This window comes from Marinobacter alexandrii (genome assembly GCA_039984955.1).
Taxonomy (GTDB): domain Bacteria; phylum Bacteroidota; class Bacteroidia; order Cytophagales; family Cyclobacteriaceae; genus Ekhidna.
In genome coordinates, this window is the sequence record JBDWTN010000003.1 from 1 (window position 1) to 23,062 (window position 23,062).

Consider the following 23,062-nt stretch of genomic DNA (forward strand, 5'->3'; position numbering starts at 1 on the left):
GTTATCACCAGAACTACCGATAATAAACATCTTCGTACCGTCCGGATTGAAAACTAAAGATGTCGGTGTTCCTTCTTGATTGCGTACATTGAATGTTTCTTCAACACCTGCATAGGCTGCATTTGCTATATCGAATGCAAACCCAACTTCATGAATGTTTCCTTCAAAACCTCCAGTAGCTGGATTTCCGGATCCGTCTTGAATGCCGGTTCCGCTAGCATTGAGATCAATGCTAATGATTCCATCACCTGATATAGATGCTACAGTTACAGTGTACACATTATCACTACCACTAACTCCAGTCAAACTTGCAGTTACGCGTTCAGAGTTATTGAGTGTGAAGTCAGAACCATTAACACCGGTCACGTTTTCTTCAAATGTTACGATAAAGTCAACAGAAGTGTCAAAAGCACCTGGATCTCCTGATACGACTATGCTAATCACAGAAGGCTCTGTAGTCACGATAACCGTTGTGGTATTATTGTTAGCAATCAAATTGCCATCACTTACGGCTAATGTGAATGTGGTCGTCTCTGTAGCTCCTGAAGTTACACGATCATCAGTTGGGTCAAATATTAGGTTGCGTATTGTTTCTTGCAACAAAGCTGGAGTAGCAGAGGCCACTGTGTAAGGCCCTGTCCCTGTGAGATCAGCACCAGAGAGAATTCCCTTTGCATTATCATCTAATGTGATCGTAGCTGTTACAGCTTGATTGTTTCCTTCAGTTATTAATATACCTCCGAAAGGAGCAATGGTAGTTCGATCATTGACTTGCTGATTAGCGACTGCTCCATTGATTTCAGGCACTATATCAAATAAGGTGAATTCCTGAATAACATCATTGGTTCCACCAACTACAAACATCCTGGTTCCATCGGAGTTGAAAGCCAACCCGTAAGGGTTAGATTCAAATGAATTTATGTAAAGCCTCTCTTCATTACCGTCAAAAATGGCTGTAGAAATATCATACGCAGTTGATAGTGAATATGAATTGATATCATCACCGCTACTACCCATGATATACATCTTAGTACCATCTGGGTTGAAAACCATTGAGTTCGGGGTAGATTCTTGACCACCTACAGAAAACCGTTCTGTATCTCCGTCATAAGCAGCAGTAGATACATCGAATGGACTTGAAAGCGTGTACTGATTAATGTCATTACCAGCGTTTCCTAGGACGAACATTTTTGTTCCATCTGGATTGAAAAGCAAATCAGTAGGGGATGTTTCTTGGAAGGTTACAGAGAATCGTTCTGCGTCACCATCATAGATTGCTGTAGATACATCATAAGCGACAGATAATGTATATTGATTTACATTATCATTATCACCTATGACAAACATTTTTGTTCCGTCATTATTGAAAGTCAAACCATAAGGATTTCCTTCCTGTGTTGACACTGAAAACCTTTCTGCGTCACCATCATATGTCGCTGTAGATACATCAAAAGACGTGGATAAGGAATATTGATTGATGTCATCCCCAGACGTACCCATGACAAACATCTTTGTGCCTCCAGGGTTGAAAACTATTTCATATGGGTTTGCTTCTTGTTCTGCAACAGAGAATCTTTCATTAATGCCTGCATAAGCTGCATTTTCTACATCAAACGCATACCCAGCGGTATGAATATTCCCTTCAAAACCTCCGACGATAGGATTACTTGCACCATCCTGAATTCCTGTACCATTAGCATTGAGATCAATACTAACAATGCCATCACCTGATATGGATGCCACGGTTACTGTATATAGGTTGTCACTGCCGCTAACTCCAGTTAAGTTGGCAGTAACAAGAGAAGAAGTGTTGAGCGTGAAGTCCGAAACATCTACACCTGTTACATTTTCACCAAATGTCACAATGAAATCAACTGAAGTATCGAAAGCATCTGGATTGCCTGATAAAAGAATACTTGTAACTGATGGATCAGTACTTGAGATAACACTCGTTGTATTATCACTGGCGGCTAAATCACCATCACTAATCACTAGAGTAAAAATGGTGGTCTCAGAACCTCCAGAAATGACCCGATCATCTGTAGGATCGAATATTAGGTTCCTTAAAATGGTTTGCAATAGTTCTGGAGTCGTAGAAGCAATTGTATAAGGCCCTGTTCCTGCAAGATCAGCACCGGAGAGAATTCCTTTCGCGTTATCATCTAATGTGATAGTCGCAGAAACATCTTGACTATTAGGCTCAAATATTTGAATACTAGCATAAGGATTTATTGTAGATCTATCGTTGACTTCCTGGCCGGCCAATGTTCCATCAATTTCAGGAGCTACATTAAATAAGTTATATTCATGTACGGCATCAGTGTTATTGCCCATCACGAACATTTTACTTCCATCAGCATTAAATGTAAGAGACAAAGGATTTGGTGCTTCATTGGTCACTAAGCGTCTTTCCGTATCCCCATCAAACACTGATGTCGAAACATCAAAGGGTGCGGATAAAGTATATTCATTAATGTCATCACCCGAGTTTCCCAAAATAAACATTTTGGTACCATCAGAATTAAAAGACATAGAGAATGGGCTAGTTTCCTGTAGACCTACACGGAATCTTTCTGCATCGCCATCGTATATAGCAGTAGAAACATCAAAGGGTGCGGATAAAGTGTATTCGTACACATAATCACTGGATATGCCCAATACAAATAGTTTGGTGCCGCTTGTGTTGAAAGCCATATCAGTCGGAGTTAGATCTTGACTTGCTACAGGAAATCTTTCCGCATCGCCATCATATACAGCTGTTGAGACATCAAAAGCTGTGGATAAGGTATATTGATTGATATTATCACTGCTTTCACCCAATACAAACATCTTGGTGCCATCAATGTTGAAAACCAAACTGTAAGGATTTGCTTCTTGTGCCGAGACAGAAAACCTTTCAGCATCACCGTCATAGGTAGCTGTAGAGACATCAAAAGCTGTCGATAAAGTATATTGATTGATGTCATCGCCAGAGTTACCCATGACAAACATCTTTGTGCCGGTGGTATTGAATTTCATTGAGATCGGATTTGATTCCTGTCCTCCCACATAGAATCTTTCTTCAAAGCCGGCATAGGCTGCTCTCGAAACGTCGTAGTTAAATTGTGCGAATAGAGTCGAACTTGATAGCTGAAAACAAAAAATCAATAAAGTCGACAACAGTAGTTTATGTCTGAAAAATACTATGGATTGAAATGCAGTAGACATACTCTTCCTGCTAGGGCGGTAATCTTGGTTGGTAGTGTACATATGTGTGGTAGTAGTTCTAAGGTAAATTTTTGTGCTGCGCAAAAATAGATAATTCTAATACTTTGTTGAATAATTTCAACAAAACAGTTTGCTATTTTAAAGCAATTTTGAAATCTATTATAAATGGAATTTAATAAGGTCTTGACTGTAAGTAGTTTAGAGGCTAGAAATTATTTTTTTAAAGTTTAGCTTACATCCCTTTCGAGTCAATTTAATATTCTCTACGAGCTGCTCTAAATTTTTTTGATGCTTTGGAAATAATATTTGCTTCTTGCTTTCATACGATCAGACAAATTTGCCCTACTATAAATGACTCAATGGAAAAATATTTTACATTATAAACCAATACATACTAGGATGTAGCGAATACTCAAACACACCATCTTTTGCCACCTTCGATCTCCTAGACTACATACAATCTGTTTATTGAATGGTAATGAAGTTTAAAAAAAACAATTAGCAGTAGACCTATCAAGAGAAGTTTCTTACTACAAAAACGAACATCCAACTAATTAAAGGTCTCAAAATTCCACTTGTAGAAAATGCTACTTAGTATCAGTTTGATTTTTGTAGATTTATAAAATTCAACCTATTAAAAAGATCTTATGAAAAAAATACTACTTATCCCGGCACTGCTATTTGTTTTTATTTTAAATGGTCAGGAAGTGATTGATGCAGCATCAATCGAAAAAATTAAGGAAGAAGGCCTCAACAATTCACAAGTAGAGAAAATTGCTTTTGAATTGATTGATAAAGCAGGCCCAAGGCTATCCAATTCGAAAGGGTATGAAAGAGCCGTTACTTATGCGATCAATCAATTATCTGAGTGGGGATTGGAAAATGCAACGAAAGAGGCTTGGGGAGAATTTGGTAGAGGTTGGGAAGTTAACAAGAGTTATGTGGCGATGACCAAACCTTATTATATGCCGTTTATCGCCGTGCCGAAAGCGTGGACGGAAAGCACTGAAGGTGCCATTTCTGGTAAAGTACTTTTTGTAGAGATCAATAGTGAAGAGGATTTTGATAAGTATCGAGGGAAGCTGAAAGGAGCTATTGTTGCATTCAAGCCTCGCGGTGATCAATCTCCTAACTTTAAGGCTGATGCACGCCGCTACTCAGAGGATGATCTCGGTGAGATGGAAGAACCAAGAGCGGCAAGAAGTACTTATACCCCCGATCAAATCGCCGCTTTTCGCAAGCGAAGAGAATTCAGCGGAAAACTCAATACGTTCCTAACGGAAGAAGGTGTTGCAGTCATAATTAAGGGGGTAAATGGGCGTCATGGGACGCTCTTCACTAGCAGTCCTCGTGGATACTTAAAAGATACACCTAAGGGGGCTACTGAGTTGGAGATGGCACCTGAGCATGCTAACCTCATGGCCAGATTAGTAGAAAATGGGGTAGAAGTTGAGATGGAAGCAGAAGTAAAAACAACTTTTGATACAGAAGACCTCCAAGGGTATAATGTGGTTGCAGAAATTCCAGGCTCTGACAAAAAACTAAAGTCAGAAGTAGTAATGCTAGGAGGTCATTTGGATTCTTGGCATGGAGCAACCGGGGCAACAGATAATGGTGCGGGCGTTATCGTGATGATGGAAGCTGTTAGAATCTTAAAAGCTGTCGGCCTAAAGCCAAAAAGAACTATTCGAATTGCGCTTTGGGGAGGTGAGGAGCAAGGTATTTTCGGATCACGTAATTATGTGAAAAATCATTTTGGAGATGCTGAAACAATGAGTTTGAAATCCGAACAAAAGAAAATATCTGCCTATTATAACATCGATAATGGTACGGGGCGAATTCGAGGTATCTACCTTCAGGGCAATGAAGAAGTAGGTCCAATTTTTAAAAATTGGTTTAGTTCATTTGATGACATAATGGAAAATACGACGATCACTGCTAGAAATACGGGAGGTACTGATCATTTAGGATTTGATGCTATTGGTATACCAGGTTTTCAGTTCATTCAAGACCCTGTAGAGTATTGGTCCAGAACGCACCATACCAATATGGATACCTATGAGCGATTAGTAATCGATGACCTGAAACAGATAGCTACTATCGTTGCAGGTTTTGTGTATAATACGGCGATGAGGGATGAGATGCTTCCTAGAGAAGTGATAGAGATCAAAGAATAAAAAGCCCTAACTGGTTCATGTAATTTGAGACCCTGAAGTAATTCAGGGTCTTTTTTGTTTTCACAATAACTTACTTCCCGATACAAAACTTACTGAAAATATTACTCCAGTAAGTCATCAGTGGAGGAGGAAGTAGGAGTGGCACTCATTTACTCTCTATTAAGAAGTTGGATACCTTGTTTTCATTCATTTCGTAAAATTCTACGATAGGAGTATCCCAATACTTTTTAAAGATGTCTTTCATTTTGCTGTATTCTTTTAACATAGACGCACCATTTTTGGAGTAGAAAACTCCGTTTTCGTAATAGAAAGCATGATTCATCCAATTGGATTTATTCCTAAAAACAATCAATGTTCCATCATCCAATTGGTCTTTGAAGTGTTTTTTGTTTTTCGTGGAAAACTGGTTCGTTTTGATGAAAGTATTATTAACAATGGTTTCGAATGTTTTTCTTGTTATCCCTACATCTTCGTTGAATAACATTTCAGCTTCAATTTTATTGAATTTAAAGTAGCGTTGCAACGCATTGCTGTAACAGTTCTGCGCTCCTGTTTTCATAATGCTTTTTAGACGTTCCTCTTCTTCAATTGTGGGAGTAAAAGTTGAATCCTTCTTGAGTTTTCGCATCAATTCGAGATTGTATTTTACAGGATGAATTAAAGATCTGATTTCTATAGTGTCGCTAAGCCATGTGACAGAGATTCTAACATGATTTGGCTTAACATTGAGTGTATCCACAAATTCAGAAATTTGAGATAGAGACTGTAGCTCCATTTTGTCTTGGCTCATGAGCCGAGTATTGAAGAATAGTAAACAAACGATTACAAAAGTAAGAAGAGAGCCTCGCATTTGATGATTTTGGTGTCTGGAGCTATTGCAATATTAAGATAGTCTATTTGCTACTTCCCAATACAGAACTTACTAAAAATATTCTCCAACAAGTCATCCGTGGTGACTTCACCAGTGATTTCTCCCAAGTGGAAGAGTGCAGAGCGTATGTCTTGTGCTACCAGGTCGTTACTCATCTGCATATTGATTCCTTCGATCACTCGGTTCAAGGCATCATCGGTTTGTTGTAGGCTTTGCAAATGACGGGCATTGGTCACAACAACGTTGCTTTGAGTAGGAATATCTATGAATGACTTCAGTCGCTCTTTCAGCGCTTCCAGATTGTTTTTTTCCTTAGCAGAAATGAATACCGCATTTTCCTTGATCAATCGATCTTGCAAAAATGTATCCGCTTGATCCATTTTATTACCCACAATGATGAATGGCACGTCAGATGACAACAGCCCTTTAAGCTGCTCTTCAATCGATTCAATTGATTCATTCACTAGATCAAATAGGTAGATAACAAGCCCTGCTTGTTTCATCTTCTCCAATGTTCGGCGCACACCAATGATTTCTACTTCATCATCTGTTTCTCTTATGCCTGCTGTGTCTATGAAACGGAAAGCAATACCATCGAGGTAGATTTGATCTTCTATAAAATCACGCGTAGTTCCTGCTACATCCGATACAATAGCTTTCTCCTCATTTAACAAAGCATTTAGAAGTGTAGACTTGCCAGCATTGGGCTTCCCAACGATGACGGTAGGGACACCATTTTTAATGACATTTCCGTATTCAAAACTGGCAATCAAAGACTGAATAAGTATTTGAATTTTATTGATCAAATCAATCAGGCCTTGCCTATCTGCAAACTCCACATCCTCTTCCGCAAAGTCAAGCTCCAATTCGATCATGGATGCGAAGTGTACGAGTTGCTCTCTCAGGGTTTTGATTTCGTTTGAAAATCCACCACGCATTTGTTTCATAGCTGTCTGCTGCATGCTTGCATTCTCCGATGCGATAAGATCAGCTACTGCTTCAGCTTGTGCCAAATCAAATCGCCCATTAAGAAAAGCTTTCTGTGTGAACTCTCCCGGTTTGGCCAAGCGAGCTCCTTTAGTAACCAGGAGGCTCAAAACTTTCTGAAGGATGTATTGTGATCCATGACTGGAGATCTCAATAACGTCCTCCTTCGTATAGGAGTGGGGCCCTTTGAAAATAGAAACAAGCACTTCATCAATGATCTCATTCTGATCATTCCTGATGGTACCAAGATGAATCGTATGAGAAGCTACCTCTAGGAGGTTTTTTCCCTTAAATAGCTCATTTACTATTGAAATCGTCTCAGGTCCAGAGACGCGAATAATTCCAATGGCGCCCTGTCCTGGAGGTGTGGCAAGTGCTGTAATAGTGTCATTGATATGAGACATTCTACAAAGATGATAATAAAGGAGATGAGTTGAAATATTTATTAAAATGTAACCGTTTGGTTTCTTTTATCTATAATTGTAACCAAAAGGTTTCATATTATGCGTAGAGATGTATTTCAAGCAATAGCAGATCCCACTAGAAGAGAGATTATTGGATTAGTCTCTCATCAATCCAGAAATGTGAATGAACTGGCTGACAACTTTGATATGAGCAGGCCGGCAGTATCTAAGCATGTCCGTATTCTTAGAGAATGTGGATTAGTCAAGATTGAGAAGAAAGGGAGAGAGCGTTACTGTCATGCTGAGCTAGATAAACTTGGGGAGATTGCATTATGGGTGCATCAATACAGACGTTTCTGGAATACAAGCCTTGATAAGTTAGAGGCTCTATTAAAAGAAGACACAAACAATAAATAACTACAACGATGGATAAATACGGCAAATTAATCAACGATCACACCATTCAATTTGAACGCCTTTTGCCTGGCCCGATAGAACGTGTTTGGGAATACCTTACCGACGCAGATAAACGTGCGCTATGGTTTGCAGGAGGAGAGATGGATAACAACTCAGGAGGAAAGGTTGAATATCAATTCAATCACAATAATCTTTCACCTGCTAAAGACCCCATGCCTGAAAAGTATAAAGGTATGGAAGGTGGAACGATCTCCGTTGCTGATGTACTAACCTATGATGAACCACATCTTCTGATAATCGGATGGGAAGGAGGAGAGGTAACCTTCAAATTAGAAGAAATTGATGATCAAGTTAAGCTCACACTAACACATTCCAATTTACCAAACGATAAGGACAAGCGTGTAGGAACAATGGGTGGCTGGCACACGCATTTAGATATTCTCGTAGATCGAATGAACGGAAAAGACCCCAAAGGATTTTGGAGTGTTCATATGAATATGGAAAAGGAATATACTGAAATCTTCTTTTGATTTAACCCTAAAATGGCATCATTATGAATAAATATGGAGAACTAATAGACCCCACTACGCTACAATTTGAACGTATACTTCCAGGCCCAATCGAACGAGTTTGGGAGTATCTGACTGATGTAGACAAACGCAAGAAATGGTTTACAGGAGGCAGCTCAAGTCTTGAAGTTGGGGGCAACATAGCCTTCGTTTTCAATAACAACCAACTTTCCTCCCCATTGGAATCACCTCCAGCTAAGTATGAGGAATTTGGAGATGGTTTTGTTTCCCAAGCTAAAGTCATTAAATGTGAAGCTCCACATTTATTCGTGATTGAGTGGGAAGGAGTGGTGACATTTAGACTTGAGACTTTGGATGAAGGTGTTAAACTTACACTAACGCATGAAAAACTTCAAGACGACAAAGAAACGCGAGTCGGAACAATGGCTGGGTGGCATACACACTTGGATATTCTTTCTGATCAATTATCACGGAGAGCACACGAAGGCGGCTTTTGGACTACTCATATGGCTCTCGAGGAAGCTTACGAGAAACTAGTGTAGATACTCACTTTTCGCTCGCATCAGCCAAAATTCGAAAATAACAAGAAACCCTCCTGCAATGATGTAGGAGGTTGTTCCTTCTAGTAGAAACACTATTATAGCCGCAGAAGCAACTAATCTAATATGTTCACCCGGAATCCAATTTTTTTCTATTCTCCATCAAAATTCCCAGTTGAGTGATTGACCACATAATGAATCCTGCCAGAGCTAGTTTGACATAGAAGTCATACTGCTTGAGTGTAAATAGAAAATAAGCAGTTAAAATCAACACCAGGATGAATTGAACAAACACATACCGGATCATAGGCATGTGTGGGTGCTCATCATACTTCTGGTAAGTCTTCTTATCAACTTCTGGAGCCATCTGATAGCCACCAAGTTCCACAGGCTTCCAGCCAGGTTTGTAGAAGAGCACCTTTAGCTTATTCCAGAAACCAGGAGTGGATTTCATTTGCTTAGTCATATCTACAAGAGGTAGAATGTTGGCCCAAATTGGGTTCCAGGTATTTGCCGGTTTGGTTACCCCATAGGTAGGTTTTTCTTCTTCCGCTTGGAATGTTCCAAACATTCGATCCCAAATCATCAATGTCCCGGCATGATTTCGATCGATGTACTTTGGATTTCGTCCATGATGCACACGATGATGAGATGGAGTATTGAATAGATATTCAAACCATCTTGGAAGTTTATTTATAGCTTCCGTATGTATCCAGAATTGATAAATCAGGTTGATTCCCTTAACTATCAGGAATGCATAAGTATTGAATCCAACGAGAGCCAATGGAAGGTAAAACACCATGGAGAAGACACCACCAAAAGAAGCTTGTCGAAGCGCAACAGATAGGTTGTAATCTTCGCTTTGATGATGTACTACATGAGCAGTATTCCACAGGAAATTCACTTCATGGCTCGCTCTATGAAACCAATAATAACAAAGGTCAATCAACAGGAATAGGATAAGGTAGCTCCACCATGTATTAGGTATTTGAGTGATAGACCAATATTGGTAGGTGTATTGATATATACCTATGGAGACAACACCCCAAATGGCATTCGTTACCTGAGAGAATATTCCACAACCAATATTGGAAATTGCATCGTTTGTTCGATAGATTTTTACATTCTTGACCAATTGAAAAATCAATTCAAACCCTATCAAAATAAAATAGATCGGAATCGATAGAATGATCGGATTAAAATCCATCTACCAAAAATACTACACGGTCGACTTTGATTTAGCGTGATCTTTAAAAATGTGAATAAGGTTAGGAGATACCATCGCCGTATATCCTACAATCCATGTAAAGAAGTTGAAAATATCTAAGCTGTTTGGAATTAAGTGAGCAATACTGAGAATCGCTTTGATGATAATAAGCATGAATATCACACTCACTAATAATTTAAATGCTCCTTCATATTGAGCTTCCCTAGGTCCATGAGAAGCATTCCACACTTTTTGATTGAAAACAGAGAATGCTGCCGAAACTAACGTTCCGATTAAGCCAATGAGTAGGAGAGTTAATTCAAGTTGATGATTGGCAAATTCAAAGGATACGCTAAATGCCAAGAGAAAGAATGCAACAATATTTAAGACGGCAAATAATTTTTTCTTTTTCATGTACTTTAGGTTTAACATTAGCAAACTACTGTGTTAAATGGATAATTATTTTCTTCCTAAATCAATTGATCATTTTTAGTAGTCTACCTTTGCTTGGTTAGTATATCGTTAATATTATTTATTACAAATTTTTCCAAAATATGATCAAAGCAGTCAAAGTGCTTAATGCTGTTTCAGTCTTCTTATTCACAGTAATATTATTGGTGATTTATGCCTACTTACCGATCATGGTAGACTTAAGTTTGGAAGGAGTAAAAGGCATGCATAAACAAACATTCTTCTATTATGCTTTTGGAGGGTTTGTAACTGTAAACATTATCCTTAGAATTGGAATTAATCTAGGGAGTAGGAATTTATCCACAGATCTTACTGCATGGATTCGAACGATCATTTTCATTGTGAATTTCTACCTTACTACGCTTATCGGTTTTCTTGGCGTTCTCAATAATGCAAGCAGTATAGATCCTTCTAACTATGCTTATTTAAATTATTTAGGACCGATCTTTCTAGTATTTTGGATAATTGGCCTGTTTTTTTTCATTCTTCAAAAGAAATAGAACTTCCTCTATTTCAGATTTTTAAATTGACTTATTTCAAGTAATACTACTTCTATTGCCTAGGTTGTTACGTGTAAGTCTTGGATTTTTAGCATTACTTTGAATTAGAGTTTATTAAATCATTCATAACGATTTTACTGCATGGCTGAAGCGATATATACTGAGGATAGTATCAAATCACTGGATTGGAAAGAACATATTCGACTTAGACCTGGGATGTACATTGGTAAGTTGGGGGATGGAAGTTCGCCTGATGATGGTATCTATGTATTGGTAAAAGAAATCATTGATAATAGCATCGATGAACACATGATGGGACATGGTCGTACCATCGAAGTGAAAGTAACTGATCACCGGGTGACAGTGCGTGATTATGGCCGAGGAATCCCTCTTGGAAAAGTGGTGGATTGTGTAAGTAAAATCAACACTGGTGGTAAGTATGACTCTGGCGCTTTCCAAAAATCAGTAGGCCTAAATGGCGTTGGTACGAAAGCTGTAAATGCTTTATCGAATTACTTCAAAGTTCAGAGCTACAGAGACGGAGAGACGAAAGTGGCTGAATTTGAAAGAGGAGAAGTAACCAATGATTCGAATGTCAAAAAAGCGGAGGGACGAAATGGTACGCAAATCATTTTTGAACCTGATGATAGCGTTTTCAAAAACTATCATTTCATTCCTGAATATCTGGACAATTTGATGTGGAATTACGCCTATCTAAATGCAGGTTTGACAATCGTTTTGAATGGAAAAAAATATCATTCTGAAAACGGACTAAAAGACCTTTTGACTCGCAAAGCAGACGTAGAAAACATTCGTTATCCAATCATTCATTTAAGAGGAGAAGATATTGAAATGGCACTTACTCACGCCAATCAGTATGGAGAAGAATACTACTCGTTTGTCAATGGCCAATATACAACACAAGGAGGGACTCACCTTGCAGCTTTTCGTGAGGCTGTTGTTAAAACCGTACGAGAATTTTACGGGAAAAACTTCGATGCGGCAGATGTTCGTTCGGCCGTAATAGGAGCTATAGCTGTACGAGTACAGGAGCCAGTGTTTGAGAGCCAAACAAAAACGAAACTTGGTTCTCAAAATGTAGGGCCCGAAGGTCCGACTATGCGAACCTTTGTCAATGATTTTGTGAAAACAGAATTAGATAATTTTCTCCACCGGAACTCAAGTACAGCGGATGCATTGTTGAAACGAATTCAACAATCTGAACGCGAGAGAAAGGAAATAGCGGGCATTAAAAAATTGGCGAATGACAGAGCTAAGAAAGCCAACCTTCACAACAAAAAACTAAGGGATTGCCGTATTCATTTCAATGATAAAAAGGGAGACGATGCGATCAAGGATGAGACCATGGTTTTCATCACGGAGGGAGATTCAGCAAGTGGATCAATTACGAAATCACGTAGCGTACAAACTCAGGCTGTCTTTTCTCTTAGAGGTAAGCCATTCAATTGTTTTGGGCATACCAAGAAAGTAGTTTATGAAAATGAAGAATTCAACTTGCTACAACATGCACTGAATATAGAAGATGGACTGGAGGGGTTACGATATCGAAAGATTGTTATTGCAACAGATGCTGATGTAGATGGTATGCATATTCGCTTGCTTCTGCTAACATATTTCTTGCAATTCTTTCCTGAGCTGGTTAGAAACAATCATATTTTTATTTTGGAGACTCCTCTATTCAGGGTTAGAAATAAGAAGGAAACGATCTATTGTTATAGTGAAGATGAGCGAAGGAATGCAATTGCTAAGCTTGGAAGTAAACCTGAAATCACACGATTCAAAGGATTAGGAGAGATAAGCCCTGGAGAGTTTGCTGAATTCATTGGAGATAATATTCGTCTAGATCCGGTTATTCTTCAAAAAGACACTAGTATCCAAGACCTGCTAACATTCTATATGGGTAAGAACACACCTGATCGTCAGCAATTTATTATAGATAAACTTCGTGTGGAGAAAGACTTGGTAGAGGAAAAAGTAGAAGTTATTTGATGGAGTTGTATTAGGTCTCATCATGAGTATACACTTAAAATAGGCTCAAATTGATCATCATTAAATATTGAATTGTAATAATTATACAAATAATGATTTTTTGTAAAAAAAATACAATAAATTGAATTTTGTAAAATAGATCAATGAACAGGTTCATTCTTATGGCGGATATCGTGAGTAGTCACGAAAAAGATAGTAAGACACTTATGTCAGACTTTCAGGTGCTGGTAAAGTGGACCAATATGATATATGGAGAATCGATTGAGTCGCCACTTACAATTACGTTGGGAGACGAATTTCAAGGCATTGTAACATCGGCATCCAAAGGAATTGATATCATTCTCGCAATGGAAGAATACATTTTAGAGGAAGAATTTGATTTCAAGTTACGCTATGTACTGAATGAAGGAGATGTAGAAACTCCCATTAACAAGGAAAAAGCGTACGAAATGTTGGGTCCAGGTCTAACGGATGCTCGAAACATGTTGAACGGAATGAAGAAAGAAAATGGACGCTTTCTGGTATCAATTAACGCAAGCGAGGAGATCAATAAAATGATGAAAATCACGCAACACTTCATTGATGGTTGGCATCCCAAAGACAGGAGCACAGTCTCTGGTTTTTTGCAAGGACATGATTATAAAGCTCTGGCTAAAATTCAGCAGAAGGATGATTCCTCTCTTTGGAGGAGAAGGAAGAGCCTGGCGATTGATGAGTATCTACTATGTAAGGAAGTTATACACCACCTAATAGATGGATAACTACATCATCCATAGCGCCATATATGTTGTAGGAGAGATAGTAACTCTGGCTGTTTTCTTTCTGGTAACAAAAATGTTTGGTAAGGGATTAACACTTAGCAGTGTATTAAGAGGTGCATTGGAGCGTGGCTTTTTATATATCATTTTACTTGTGGACCTACCTCAAGGGATGGCATTCTTTGGCGCACTAAAGATCGCAACACGTCTAAAAGACGATGATAAAATTTCAAATGACTATTTCCTTGTTGGGAATCTAGTCTCAGTTTTAATAGTCATCGGGTATTACTTGATGAGCCAATATTGTTTTTAAATGGGAGAAGAACACGAAAGAGAAGATGAAATACAAGATGTCATTCCTATATCAGGAATGTACGAAAACTGGTTTTTGGATTATGCTTCTTATGTAATCCTTGAACGAGCCGTTCCTGCTATCAATGATGGATTGAAACCGGTACAACGTAGGATTCTGCATGCCATGAAGGAGATGGATGACGGTCGTTATAATAAAGTTGCCAACATCATTGGTAGCGCTATGCAATACCATCCGCATGGAGACGCATCTATAGGAGACGCCATTGTCAACTTAGGCCAAAAGGATTTACTGATAGATACTCAAGGAAACTGGGGAGATGTCCGAACAGGCGATTCAGCAGCCGCAGCTCGATACATTGAGGCACGTCTGTCCAAGTTTGCCCTAGAAGTCATCTTCAACCCTCAGACAACTAAATGGCAACTATCATATGATGGTAGAAAGAAAGAACCAATTACATTCCCAGTAAAGTTTCCATTGCTGCTTGCACAAGGTGTGGAAGGCATTGCCGTGGGCCTTTCCACAAAGATGTTACCTCATAACTTCTGTGAGATCCTTGAAGGCTGTATTGCAATACTAAAAGGAAAGAAAGTCAAATTATACCCTGACTTCCTTACGGGAGGAAAGGTTGACGTCAGCGATTACAATGACGGCAAGCGAGGTGGCAAAGTCCGTGTAAGAGCTGTGATAGAAGAGCTGGATAAGTCTACATTGGTGATCAAAGAGATACCGTATGCAACTACAACTACGTCTCTAATAGAGTCGATAGTTAAAGCAAACGATAAGGGGAAGATAAAGATTAAACAGGTGGTAGATAATACTGCTAAAGATATTGAGATATTGGTGAGTCTCGCATCTGGAACATCACCAGACATCACTATGGATGCGCTTTATGCATTTACGGATTGTGAAGTTTCTATCTCTCCAAATGCCTGTGTGATTGTAGATGATAAGCCTATGTTTTTGGGCATATCAGAAATACTAAATCAATCTGTTGATCAGACGGTTGATCTTTTAAGGCAAGAGCTGGAAATTGAAAAATCGGAGCTGAAAGAGAAGATATTCTTTAGCAATTTGCTTAAAATTTTCATCAATGAAGGGATGTATAAACATCCGGACTATGAGAACTCCGGTGACCTTCAAAAATGCTATGAAGTCTTACATACTTTGTTTACTCCGTTTTTTGACATCTTCTACAGAGAGATTACGAATGAAGATTACAAACGACTCATTGACAAACCGTTGAGTAGTATCACACGCTTTGACACAAGCAAAGTAGATGCGCAAATTCAGGATTTAACTGATCAGATAGGTAGGGTTGATCATAATCTGGATAACCTCACTGAGTATGCAATTGCTTACTACCAAAACTTGCTCGAGAAGTATGGTAAAGGAAGGGAACGTAAAACTGAGATAACAAACTTCGATACAATCAATGTTACGGTAGTCGCAGCAAACAATGCGAAACTCTATGTGAATCGCAAGGATGGATTTGTAGGATACGGACTAAAGAAAGATGAATTTGTGAGTGACTGCTCAGATATCGATGACATCATCGCTTTTACTGGAGATGGTAAATGTGTTGTGACGCGTATTCAGGACAAAACATTTGTTGGAAAGGATATTCTATATGCAGGAGTGTTTAAGAAGAACGATGAGCGCATGGTCTATAATCTTGCGTATTTGGATGCAGGATCAGGAAAGACATATGTGAAACGTTTTCAGGTACTATCAGTCACAAGAGACAGGGAGTATGATCTGACAAAAGGAGCTAAAGGATCTAAGGTGCTATATTTTACTGCCAACCCAAATGGCGAGGCAGAATTGGTGACGGCTTCACTTACACAATCAAGCTCAGCTAGAAAGAAAATATTTGATTTTGACTTCTCTGAATTGGAAATCAAAGGAAGAGGAGCCGGAGGTAATATCCTTACTAAATACCCCGTTAGAAAGGTTGTCCTTAAAGAAGAAGGAAAATCAACCCTTGGGGGTGTTGATATCTGGTATGACCCGACAATTGGTAGGCTGAATAGAGAGGATCGAGGAGATCTCTTAGGCAACTTTATGTCTGAGGATCAAATTGCAGTTTTCTATAAAGATGGAAATTATGAAACCACGTCATTTGAACTCACCAATCATTATGATTTTAATAATGTGATGGGCATATATAAGCTTGAAAGTGATACTTCTTTTAATGCCATTCATTACGATGGAGAGTCGAAAACATTCTATGTCAAACGATTTATTATTGAGACCAATACCCCAGATAAGAAATTCCCATTTGTCACAGAAGCGAGAAGTTCCAAGCTTGTTTTTATATCCAAAGGAATAGAAACGGACGTTGAGGTGACTTACAAGGAAGGAAGAAAGCATGAGAAGAAAAAGTTGGATTTGATGAGTCTGATTGATATTAAGGGATGGAAAGCCATTGGAAATAAGCTACCTGTGCAACAAGTTATCTCTGTAGATCTTATCAAAGACGAAAAGCCTGAACCAATAATTGATTTAGATGCAATTAAAGACACGATAAAAATTGAAATAGAAGAGGAAGATGAAGAGAACCAATTAGGTCTCTTTGGAGAGAAGAAAGAATGACAAAAGCTGCGAAAATCATCGATGTTCTTGAGAAGTTTGTTTCAGAAAATAAACAAGACTTGATTGATAAAGTGCTTGCTGAACGAACACGACATGTCACTTTGGTTTTTGAAGATATTGATAAACCACACAATGTAAGCGCTGTTTTGCGAACTGCAGAATGCATGGGTATTCAGGATTTGCACTTCATAGAGAACAAAAATGAATATTCAGTAAATTCTCATATCACTCAAGGTGCTACCAAATGGATTACCATGCATCATTACGGTGATGGAGAAGATAATATTGAAGACTGCTATCAATCGCTGAGAGAGAATGGCTATAAGATATATGCTACATCTCTCAATGAAACTTCCAGATCAATACATGATTTGGATCATTTAGAAAAAACAGCCATTGTTTTTGGGACAGAATCGGATGGAATAACAAAAGATGCTGGGGAAAAGGCAGATGGATTTGTTCATATTCCAATGAGTGGATTCACTGAAAGCTTTAATCTTTCTGTTAGCGCTGCAATATGCCTGACTGTTCTGAAATCCAAATTAGGACAATGGCCATCTATTACCGACCAAGAAAAACTCAAATTGAGATCTGAATGGTATAGAAAAATTGTTCGCGAAGCTGACCTCATACTTAGAACAAAGGGAGTAGATGTATGAAAAAAGTTATTAAAGTTGGTTTATGGATGCTACTCATGCTTTTCTTTTTTATTCTTGGAACCAATATTTGGGTAGTTCAATCTACAAAAGACTTAATCTATCAACCAGAAAACATACCTAGAAATGATGTTGCCTTGGTACTAGGCACAAGTAAGCGTACGGTTGAAGGAAAGCCCAATCGTTTTTTCGTAGAAAGGATGAATACTGCAGCTTCTCTTCATTCAAGTCAAAGGATCAAGCATATCTTGGTGAGTGGGGATAATAGAACGAGATATTATAATGAACCTCGCGACATGCTACATGCACTTGGAGACCTTAATATCCCAGAAGAAGATATTTCATTAGATTTTGCAGGTCTTAGAACACTTGATTCAGTAGTAAGGTGCAAAGAGGTTTTTGGTCAAACAAGGGTAACGATTGTAACACAGCAATTTCATTGCTATAGGTCCTTATTCATTGCTAATTATCTGGATATGAATGCCATTGCCGTATCTGCGGATGATGGAGGTCCCATAGGAAACTCACTAGCTTTCCGTGAAGTACTTGCCCGAACTGTTGCTGTGCTAGACTTATATGTCTTACAACGTAAACCCAAGTATCTGGGTGAAGAGATCGCTTTACCTATCAATAATTAACTAGCCCATTCTACTAACTGTCTATGTGCATCTTCACACTGCGCATTGATTTCGTTTAAAATATCGCTGGTAGCATTATTTGGATGATGTTGTAAATCTTCCAAAGTCTCAGCGCATGAAAGTTGAATCATCTTCGCCGACGGCTTCAATTGATGAGCAGACTTAGACAAGTTATCTAAGTCACCACTCGCCAATTCATCTTTCATCTTTTTCACCAAAGACGTATAAGTTGCTTCAAATGTCTCAATAAACTCCTTTTTGAAATCTTCATCGTCTTCGCTCAGAACCTCTAGGTAGGTAAAATCTATTTTTTCCATATTTTGCTTAATCCAAGTTATAAATGTAATATCTCTCTAGGTAAAAAGCATAACCAAAATTTAGGGATGATGTCAATATCAATACAGCAAATAATTTTGTATTTTCGAGCCGAAAATTTGAAATTAAAAGGAATGATCCCAGAATTTGAACCATTAAGAGAAGACGAGATCCAGGTGATACTACAATCGCCGGTATATGTAGCAATACTTATTGCAGGTGCTGATGGAAAAATTGATAAATCAGAGCGTAAGGAAGCAATAGAAATTGCCAGGAATAAGCAAAGTAGATCCAGAGAACAATTAGCTGACTTTTATAAGTTGGTAGGAGAGCAGTTTGAAGATAACTTCAATAGGTTAATTGATGAACTTCCATCAGGTACTGATGCTAGAATTGAAGCAATTTCTACCGAACTGAGAAAGCTCAACTTCATTTTACCTAAAATTGAGAAGAACTTTGCGGTGAAGTATCATGCAAGCCTTAAGGATTTAGCTAAAAAGATTGCAGAAGCATCTGGAGGAGTTTTGGGCTATCTATCTGTAAGCTATGAAGAATCGAAGCTGATGGAGCTTAAAATGATTAAGGAGCTAGGCTAACATTCATTAGAATATTTAAGCCCTGATTTCAAAACTTGAGGTCAGGGTTTTTTGTTTAAATTCAACTATGAACAAGTCCGGAATAGTACCACCTTTAAGGCTCTGCTTCTTTATGTGGCTTGTTTACAGCATAGAGTTTTATCTTAAAACCGACTTAGGATACCTAGGAATCTATCCAAGAGATATAACAGGACTAGTGGGAATTTTCATGGCACCATTGCTACATGGTAATTTCAATCATTTAGTATCCAATACAATTCCACTTCTTGTTTTAGGTGGGAGTATCTTCTTCTTTTTTCCATTAATAGCTACTCGGGTTTTTTTATATGCTTATTTCTTTACGAATATATTGGTTTGGGTATTCGGTAGGCCTTTCTATCACATCGGAGCAAGTGGATTAGTCTATGCGCTTGCATCATTTCTAGTTTTTTATGGACTATTTAAAAGGAACTTCACATCAGTAATCATAAGTCTTGTGGTAATTTTTTTCTATGGTGGGATGGCTTACGGCTTACTTGCTTTAGATGATCGAATTAGCTGGGAATCTCACTTGATGGGCGCAATTGTTGGAGCAGTTAGCGCCTTTACTATCTCAAAGAATAAATAGAATTACTAAAATTTTTAGTAATTTTAATGAATGGATTATTTGAAGGGTAAGGGGGCGCAAATCAATACCCCCAACAAGTTTCTAAACCTCAGTATTAGCACCGATGAAACAGATGGTTTAGATGAAGAAATGGTACAACAAAAACCCAAGACTGAGGTATTTAAGGAAACACCTAAAAAGATTATATCAACTAACAATAGTCCAGATTTAGGTTTTTATGCTTCTGTAAATCCCTATCAAGGTTGTGAGCATGGGTGTGTGTATTGCTATGCGAGAAATTCTCACGAATACTGGGGGTTTAGTGCAGGCTTAGACTTTGAAACTAAGATTATCGTTAAACCTGATGCTCCAAAACTTTTAGAAAAAGAATTTCTAAAATCATCCTGGAAACCAAAAACAGTGATGCTCAGTGGGAATACTGATTGCTACCAGCCATTGGAGAAGAAACTGGAAATCACAAAGAGGCTCCTTTCAGTTTTCAACAAATATCAGAATCCTGTTGGAATTATAACCAAGAATTCCCTCATCACACGTGACATTGATGTTTTGAAGGAACTGGCTCAATCTAACCTGGTTCATGTGATCTTTTCTATCACTTCTTTAGATGAGAAGCTTAGACAAAAATTGGAGCCCAGAACAGCGAGTGCAGCAAAGAAGCTAAGAGCTATGGAAATACTCTCCAAGGTGGGTGTGCCAGTAGGAGTGATGAACGCACCGATTATTCCTGGTTTAACACATCATGAAACACCTGCAATATTGAGCTCAGCTTCCAATGCTGGGGCAGTTTTTGCAGGTTATACAGTCGTAAGATTAAATGGACAAATTAGCAAAATATTCCACGATTGGCTTATAAAGAACTTCCCTGATCGTGCGAAAAAGGTTTGGCATCAAGTACAAGAACTGCATGGAGGAAATGTAAATGATAGCGAATTTAAAAGGAGAATAAAAGGAGACGGAAAAGTAGCTGAGATAATCAAAAAATTGTTTGAGGTGAGCAGACGTAAATACTTTGATGATAAGACATTTCCAATTCTAGAAACTTCTCATTTTAGACGAGGAGGCAGTTATAATCTTTTTTAAGAAAAAAACCTCCCAATTACTATCAGGAGGTCTCTCTTCATACTTATCTAGTATCTAGATTAAGGTTCTCTTTAATCACTAAGGTGGGCACTCATAAACCAAGCACTACCAGCCAGAGCAATATCTTTTAAAAACATTGACGAACTTAATGGATCTTGACTTAAAAATCCAGATAAATGTATTAATACAGCAAAAAGTGCTAGCATCAATCCCAGAAGCTGAGTGGCTAACTTTGCTTTCTTTCCTATGATGATGGCTACTGCTGCCAAAATCAATGCAATCCCAGTTAAATAAACAAAAACAACAGGAGCAGGTATAAATTCAGGAACGTATCCTGTCATATCATCGGCTCCCATTAGATGAAAAATACCGAACATAGCCATGGGACCCGCAAACATTAGCTTTCCTAGAAATCCTAAGCTTTTCATATGTATGGGTTAAAGGTTGAAATAGTTGTTAATGATTTTCAAGTTAATTGTTTTCAGCAGTTAATACAAACAGGAATTACGTTATAGAATTTTACCTATTAGTATATTTAGCCGGTTAATTAGCTGACCGTCCTTAATAGGATACCAGAGTCCTTCCCCCATATCTAATGAATTTTTAGTCGGCCTTTCTTGTGATTCAAGACTATGAAAGTCAAGACTAAATGCTTCATTCATAAGCTCTCGTCCAATTTCCCAGTTGCTACTTAACTGTTCATTTATAATCACAACCCTCTCTGAAAACTTCCATATTATTTCATAAGTGATACCTTCTAATACAAAAACTACCTTGAGGGGAGACTCAATTCCGGCGATTTCAAGAACTACTTGTAGTAACTCCTGAAACAAGGCATTTGCTAGAATGATATTGCTGGGGAAGCCCAGAATCAAATCATCTTTTTCAATATGTAGATAGTTTTCATTATTAGGCTCAGAACTCATTTTCATTTCACCTAATAACTTAATATCCTCAAGCCAACGAGTATTTACTTCTCCTTTCCATATAAGATCATCATTTCTTGTAAACCCTTCCGCTCTTAATTCGTCATCAGTCAATTCTTCTCTTTCCAGATATTTCAAGTCAAGATTTAGAAATAATTTATTTTCTGCTGACTCAAATTCCATAACTGCAGCATAGGCAAAGGGAGGAGGAAGTTGTTGTGGCTGGTAGGACAATTTGATATTCATATAGATTTTTTTAACTCGGCTTGAGTCTTTGCTCTATCAATTTTTCCACTGGTAGTTTTAAATATATTGCAGTCAAAAAATGATTCTTTAGGACGATGATATTTATCAAGAATATCAAAGTCGATAACTTGTTTACTTCCACTAGATATGAGTACCACTTTACTGCCTAAAGTTTTGTCAGGCAAAGAGCTTATCATAAAATCGTTTTCAAATTGATCACTAAGCTTTTCTTCAATGAATTCAGGATTGATTTTTATCCCACCGGAATTAATCACGAAATCTTTTCGCCCTAACCATCTAAAAGTTTTTTCAGAAGTTACTGTAGCTAAGTCAGTTGTTTTTAGCCATTTGTTGGCTGTAATGGAGCCCTTTATTTTCAAGGAATTGCTGTTATCTACAGCTACAATGGTGTCTCCTGTCGTATGAAATTCTTCCATATCTATTTTCCTTAACGCAATGTGAGAAACAGTTTCTGTCATTCCGTATGTAGAATAAACTTTAGCGCTATAGCTTTTAACATCTATTGGCATAGGTGCACCTCCAATCAGAATAATGCCACACCTGTTTATTTGCTTTTCTTTTAACTTCTCAAACTGCATTGGAACCATGGAAGCGATATCAAATTCGTCACTTTCTAGATCTTTAAATGGATAAGAATTTGGTTCTACAATAGTAATGTTGTGATTATAGATTAACCCACGATATATAACCATTGCCCCACCAATATGTACAGGGTCGATGCAAAGTAATGATTCCTTCACCAGCTCATTAGGATCAAGATAGGACATGGTAGCTTGAGCGCTTAGCTGTATGCTATTTCTTGAAATTTTTATCAATTTAGGTTTGCCTGTAGACCCAGAAGTTTGATGAAAAAAATCTTTTTTATCGGAATACCAGCTTTTGATTATTTCTAACACTAATTTTTCAGTCTTGTTATATCTTTCTTTAGAAAGATCATCTTTTAGAATTTCTTCTAACTTTAAGAGAAAATTTTTAGATTTTATAATCACTG

General features: G+C 38.0%; 23 protein-coding genes. 14 read left to right on the plus strand and 9 right to left on the minus strand.

The window, feature by feature from the left end; all coding sequences use genetic code 11:
* Window positions 1-3,018 (minus strand): hypothetical protein (locus ABJQ32_00460; protein MEP5288084.1); only part of this gene is annotated, 3,018 nt, incomplete at its 3' end.
* An 836-nt stretch (window positions 3,019-3,854) separates the two neighbouring features.
* Between ABJQ32_00460 and ABJQ32_00465 the strand changes: the two genes are divergently transcribed.
* Window positions 3,855-5,384, plus strand: coding sequence for a M20/M25/M40 family metallo-hydrolase (locus ABJQ32_00465; protein MEP5288085.1), 1,530 nt, complete (start codon window positions 3,855-3,857; stop codon window positions 5,382-5,384).
* 145 nt (window positions 5,385-5,529) lie between these two features.
* Here the strand turns inward: ABJQ32_00465 and ABJQ32_00470 are convergent, their stop codons facing one another.
* Both ABJQ32_00470 and mnmE read right to left on the minus strand, forming a co-directional pair.
* Window positions 5,530-6,174 carry a hypothetical protein gene (locus tag ABJQ32_00470; GenBank protein ID MEP5288086.1) on the minus strand — a complete coding sequence of 215 codons (645 nt, stop codon included), beginning with the start codon at window positions 6,172-6,174 and terminating at the stop codon, window positions 5,530-5,532.
* Between the two features lie 110 nt (window positions 6,175-6,284).
* Window positions 6,285-7,646 (minus strand): tRNA uridine-5-carboxymethylaminomethyl(34) synthesis GTPase MnmE, encoded by a 1,362-nt coding sequence (mnmE, locus tag ABJQ32_00475; GenBank protein ID MEP5288087.1) that lies wholly within the window; start codon window positions 7,644-7,646, stop codon window positions 6,285-6,287.
* Window positions 7,647-7,745: 99 nt separating this feature from the next.
* On the opposite strand from mnmE, the gene ABJQ32_00480 reads away from it, so the two are divergent.
* Genes ABJQ32_00480 through ABJQ32_00490 form a run of 3 tightly spaced genes read left to right on the plus strand, consistent with a single transcriptional unit; the run spans window position 7,746 to window position 9,135 of the window.
* Window positions 7,746-8,063, plus strand: coding sequence for a metalloregulator ArsR/SmtB family transcription factor (locus ABJQ32_00480; GenBank protein MEP5288088.1), 318 nt, complete (start codon window positions 7,746-7,748; stop codon window positions 8,061-8,063).
* Window positions 8,064-8,071: 8 nt separating this feature from the next.
* Complete coding sequence (locus ABJQ32_00485; GenBank protein MEP5288089.1) at window positions 8,072-8,593, plus strand: SRPBCC family protein; 522 nt, start codon at window positions 8,072-8,074, stop codon at window positions 8,591-8,593.
* A gap of 23 nt (window positions 8,594-8,616) precedes the next feature.
* The gene (locus ABJQ32_00490; GenBank protein ID MEP5288090.1) at window positions 8,617-9,135 is read left to right on the plus strand and encodes an SRPBCC family protein; all 519 of its coding nucleotides are present in this window, start codon (window positions 8,617-8,619) and stop codon (window positions 9,133-9,135) included.
* A 127-nt stretch (window positions 9,136-9,262) separates the two neighbouring features.
* Here ABJQ32_00490 and ABJQ32_00495 read toward each other — a convergent pair whose 3' ends face one another.
* Window positions 9,263-10,339 carry a sterol desaturase family protein gene (locus tag ABJQ32_00495; GenBank protein ID MEP5288091.1) on the minus strand — a complete coding sequence of 359 codons (1,077 nt, stop codon included), beginning with the start codon at window positions 10,337-10,339 and terminating at the stop codon, window positions 9,263-9,265.
* A gap of 12 nt (window positions 10,340-10,351) precedes the next feature.
* The gene (locus tag ABJQ32_00500) at window positions 10,352-10,753 is read right to left on the minus strand and encodes a hypothetical protein (protein ID MEP5288092.1); all 402 of its coding nucleotides are present in this window, start codon (window positions 10,751-10,753) and stop codon (window positions 10,352-10,354) included.
* Window positions 10,754-10,893: 140 nt separating this feature from the next.
* Here ABJQ32_00500 and ABJQ32_00505 point away from each other — a divergent pair, with 140 nt between their 5' ends.
* The 7 genes from ABJQ32_00505 (at window position 10,894) to ABJQ32_00535 (ending at window position 18,280) form a co-directional block, all read left to right on the plus strand.
* On the plus strand, window positions 10,894-11,310 hold the full coding sequence (locus tag ABJQ32_00505) for a hypothetical protein (protein ID MEP5288093.1): 417 nt from the start codon (window positions 10,894-10,896) through the stop codon (window positions 11,308-11,310).
* Window positions 11,311-11,451: 141 nt separating this feature from the next.
* Window positions 11,452-13,320, plus strand: coding sequence for a DNA topoisomerase IV subunit B (locus ABJQ32_00510; protein MEP5288094.1), 1,869 nt, complete (start codon window positions 11,452-11,454; stop codon window positions 13,318-13,320).
* Between the two features lie 143 nt (window positions 13,321-13,463).
* On the plus strand, window positions 13,464-14,081 hold the full coding sequence (locus tag ABJQ32_00515; protein ID MEP5288095.1) for a SatD family protein: 618 nt from the start codon (window positions 13,464-13,466) through the stop codon (window positions 14,079-14,081).
* Window positions 14,074-14,391: a hypothetical protein gene (locus ABJQ32_00520; protein MEP5288096.1), complete on the plus strand. Its 318-nt coding sequence runs from the start codon at window positions 14,074-14,076 to the stop codon at window positions 14,389-14,391. Before ABJQ32_00515 ends, ABJQ32_00520 begins: the two co-directional genes overlap by 8 nt.
* Window positions 14,392-16,986, plus strand: a complete 2,595-nt coding sequence (locus ABJQ32_00525; GenBank protein MEP5288097.1) for a DNA gyrase/topoisomerase IV subunit A — start codon at window positions 14,392-14,394, stop codon at window positions 16,984-16,986.
* A complete protein-coding gene (locus ABJQ32_00530) occupies window positions 16,983-17,645 on the plus strand; it encodes an RNA methyltransferase (GenBank protein ID MEP5288098.1) in 663 nt (220 codons plus the stop codon). The genes ABJQ32_00525 and ABJQ32_00530 overlap by 4 nt, the downstream gene beginning before the upstream one ends.
* The gene (locus ABJQ32_00535) at window positions 17,642-18,280 is read left to right on the plus strand and encodes an ElyC/SanA/YdcF family protein (protein ID MEP5288099.1); all 639 of its coding nucleotides are present in this window, start codon (window positions 17,642-17,644) and stop codon (window positions 18,278-18,280) included. The genes ABJQ32_00530 and ABJQ32_00535 overlap by 4 nt, the downstream gene beginning before the upstream one ends.
* Here the strand turns inward: ABJQ32_00535 and ABJQ32_00540 are convergent.
* Entirely contained in the window at window positions 18,277-18,597 is a 321-nt protein-coding gene (locus tag ABJQ32_00540; protein ID MEP5288100.1) for an Hpt domain-containing protein, read from the minus strand. The genes ABJQ32_00535 and ABJQ32_00540 overlap by 4 nt on opposite strands.
* 132 nt (window positions 18,598-18,729) lie before the next feature.
* Between ABJQ32_00540 and ABJQ32_00545 the strand changes: the two genes are divergently transcribed.
* The 3 genes from ABJQ32_00545 to ABJQ32_00555 all read left to right on the plus strand — a co-directional run bounded on the left by ABJQ32_00545 (window position 18,730) and on the right by ABJQ32_00555 (window position 20,878).
* Entirely contained in the window at window positions 18,730-19,191 is a 462-nt protein-coding gene (locus ABJQ32_00545; GenBank protein ID MEP5288101.1) for a hypothetical protein, read from the plus strand.
* A gap of 67 nt (window positions 19,192-19,258) precedes the next feature.
* Window positions 19,259-19,798 (plus strand): rhomboid family intramembrane serine protease, encoded by a 540-nt coding sequence (locus tag ABJQ32_00550; GenBank protein ID MEP5288102.1) that lies wholly within the window; start codon window positions 19,259-19,261, stop codon window positions 19,796-19,798.
* A gap of 30 nt (window positions 19,799-19,828) precedes the next feature.
* The gene (locus ABJQ32_00555) at window positions 19,829-20,878 is read left to right on the plus strand and encodes a PA0069 family radical SAM protein (protein ID MEP5288103.1); all 1,050 of its coding nucleotides are present in this window, start codon (window positions 19,829-19,831) and stop codon (window positions 20,876-20,878) included.
* A 71-nt stretch (window positions 20,879-20,949) separates the two neighbouring features.
* Here ABJQ32_00555 and ABJQ32_00560 read toward each other — a convergent pair whose 3' ends face one another.
* The 3 genes from ABJQ32_00560 to ABJQ32_00570 form a co-directional block, all read right to left on the minus strand.
* Entirely contained in the window at window positions 20,950-21,306 is a 357-nt protein-coding gene (locus ABJQ32_00560; GenBank protein MEP5288104.1) for a hypothetical protein, read from the minus strand.
* An 81-nt stretch (window positions 21,307-21,387) separates the two neighbouring features.
* Entirely contained in the window at window positions 21,388-22,050 is a 663-nt protein-coding gene (locus ABJQ32_00565) for a hypothetical protein (GenBank protein MEP5288105.1), read from the minus strand.
* On the minus strand, window positions 22,047-23,060 hold the full coding sequence (locus ABJQ32_00570; GenBank protein MEP5288106.1) for an AMP-binding protein: 1,014 nt from the start codon (window positions 23,058-23,060) through the stop codon (window positions 22,047-22,049). Before ABJQ32_00570 ends, ABJQ32_00565 begins: the two co-directional genes overlap by 4 nt.
* Window positions 23,061-23,062: the final 2 nt, after the last annotated feature.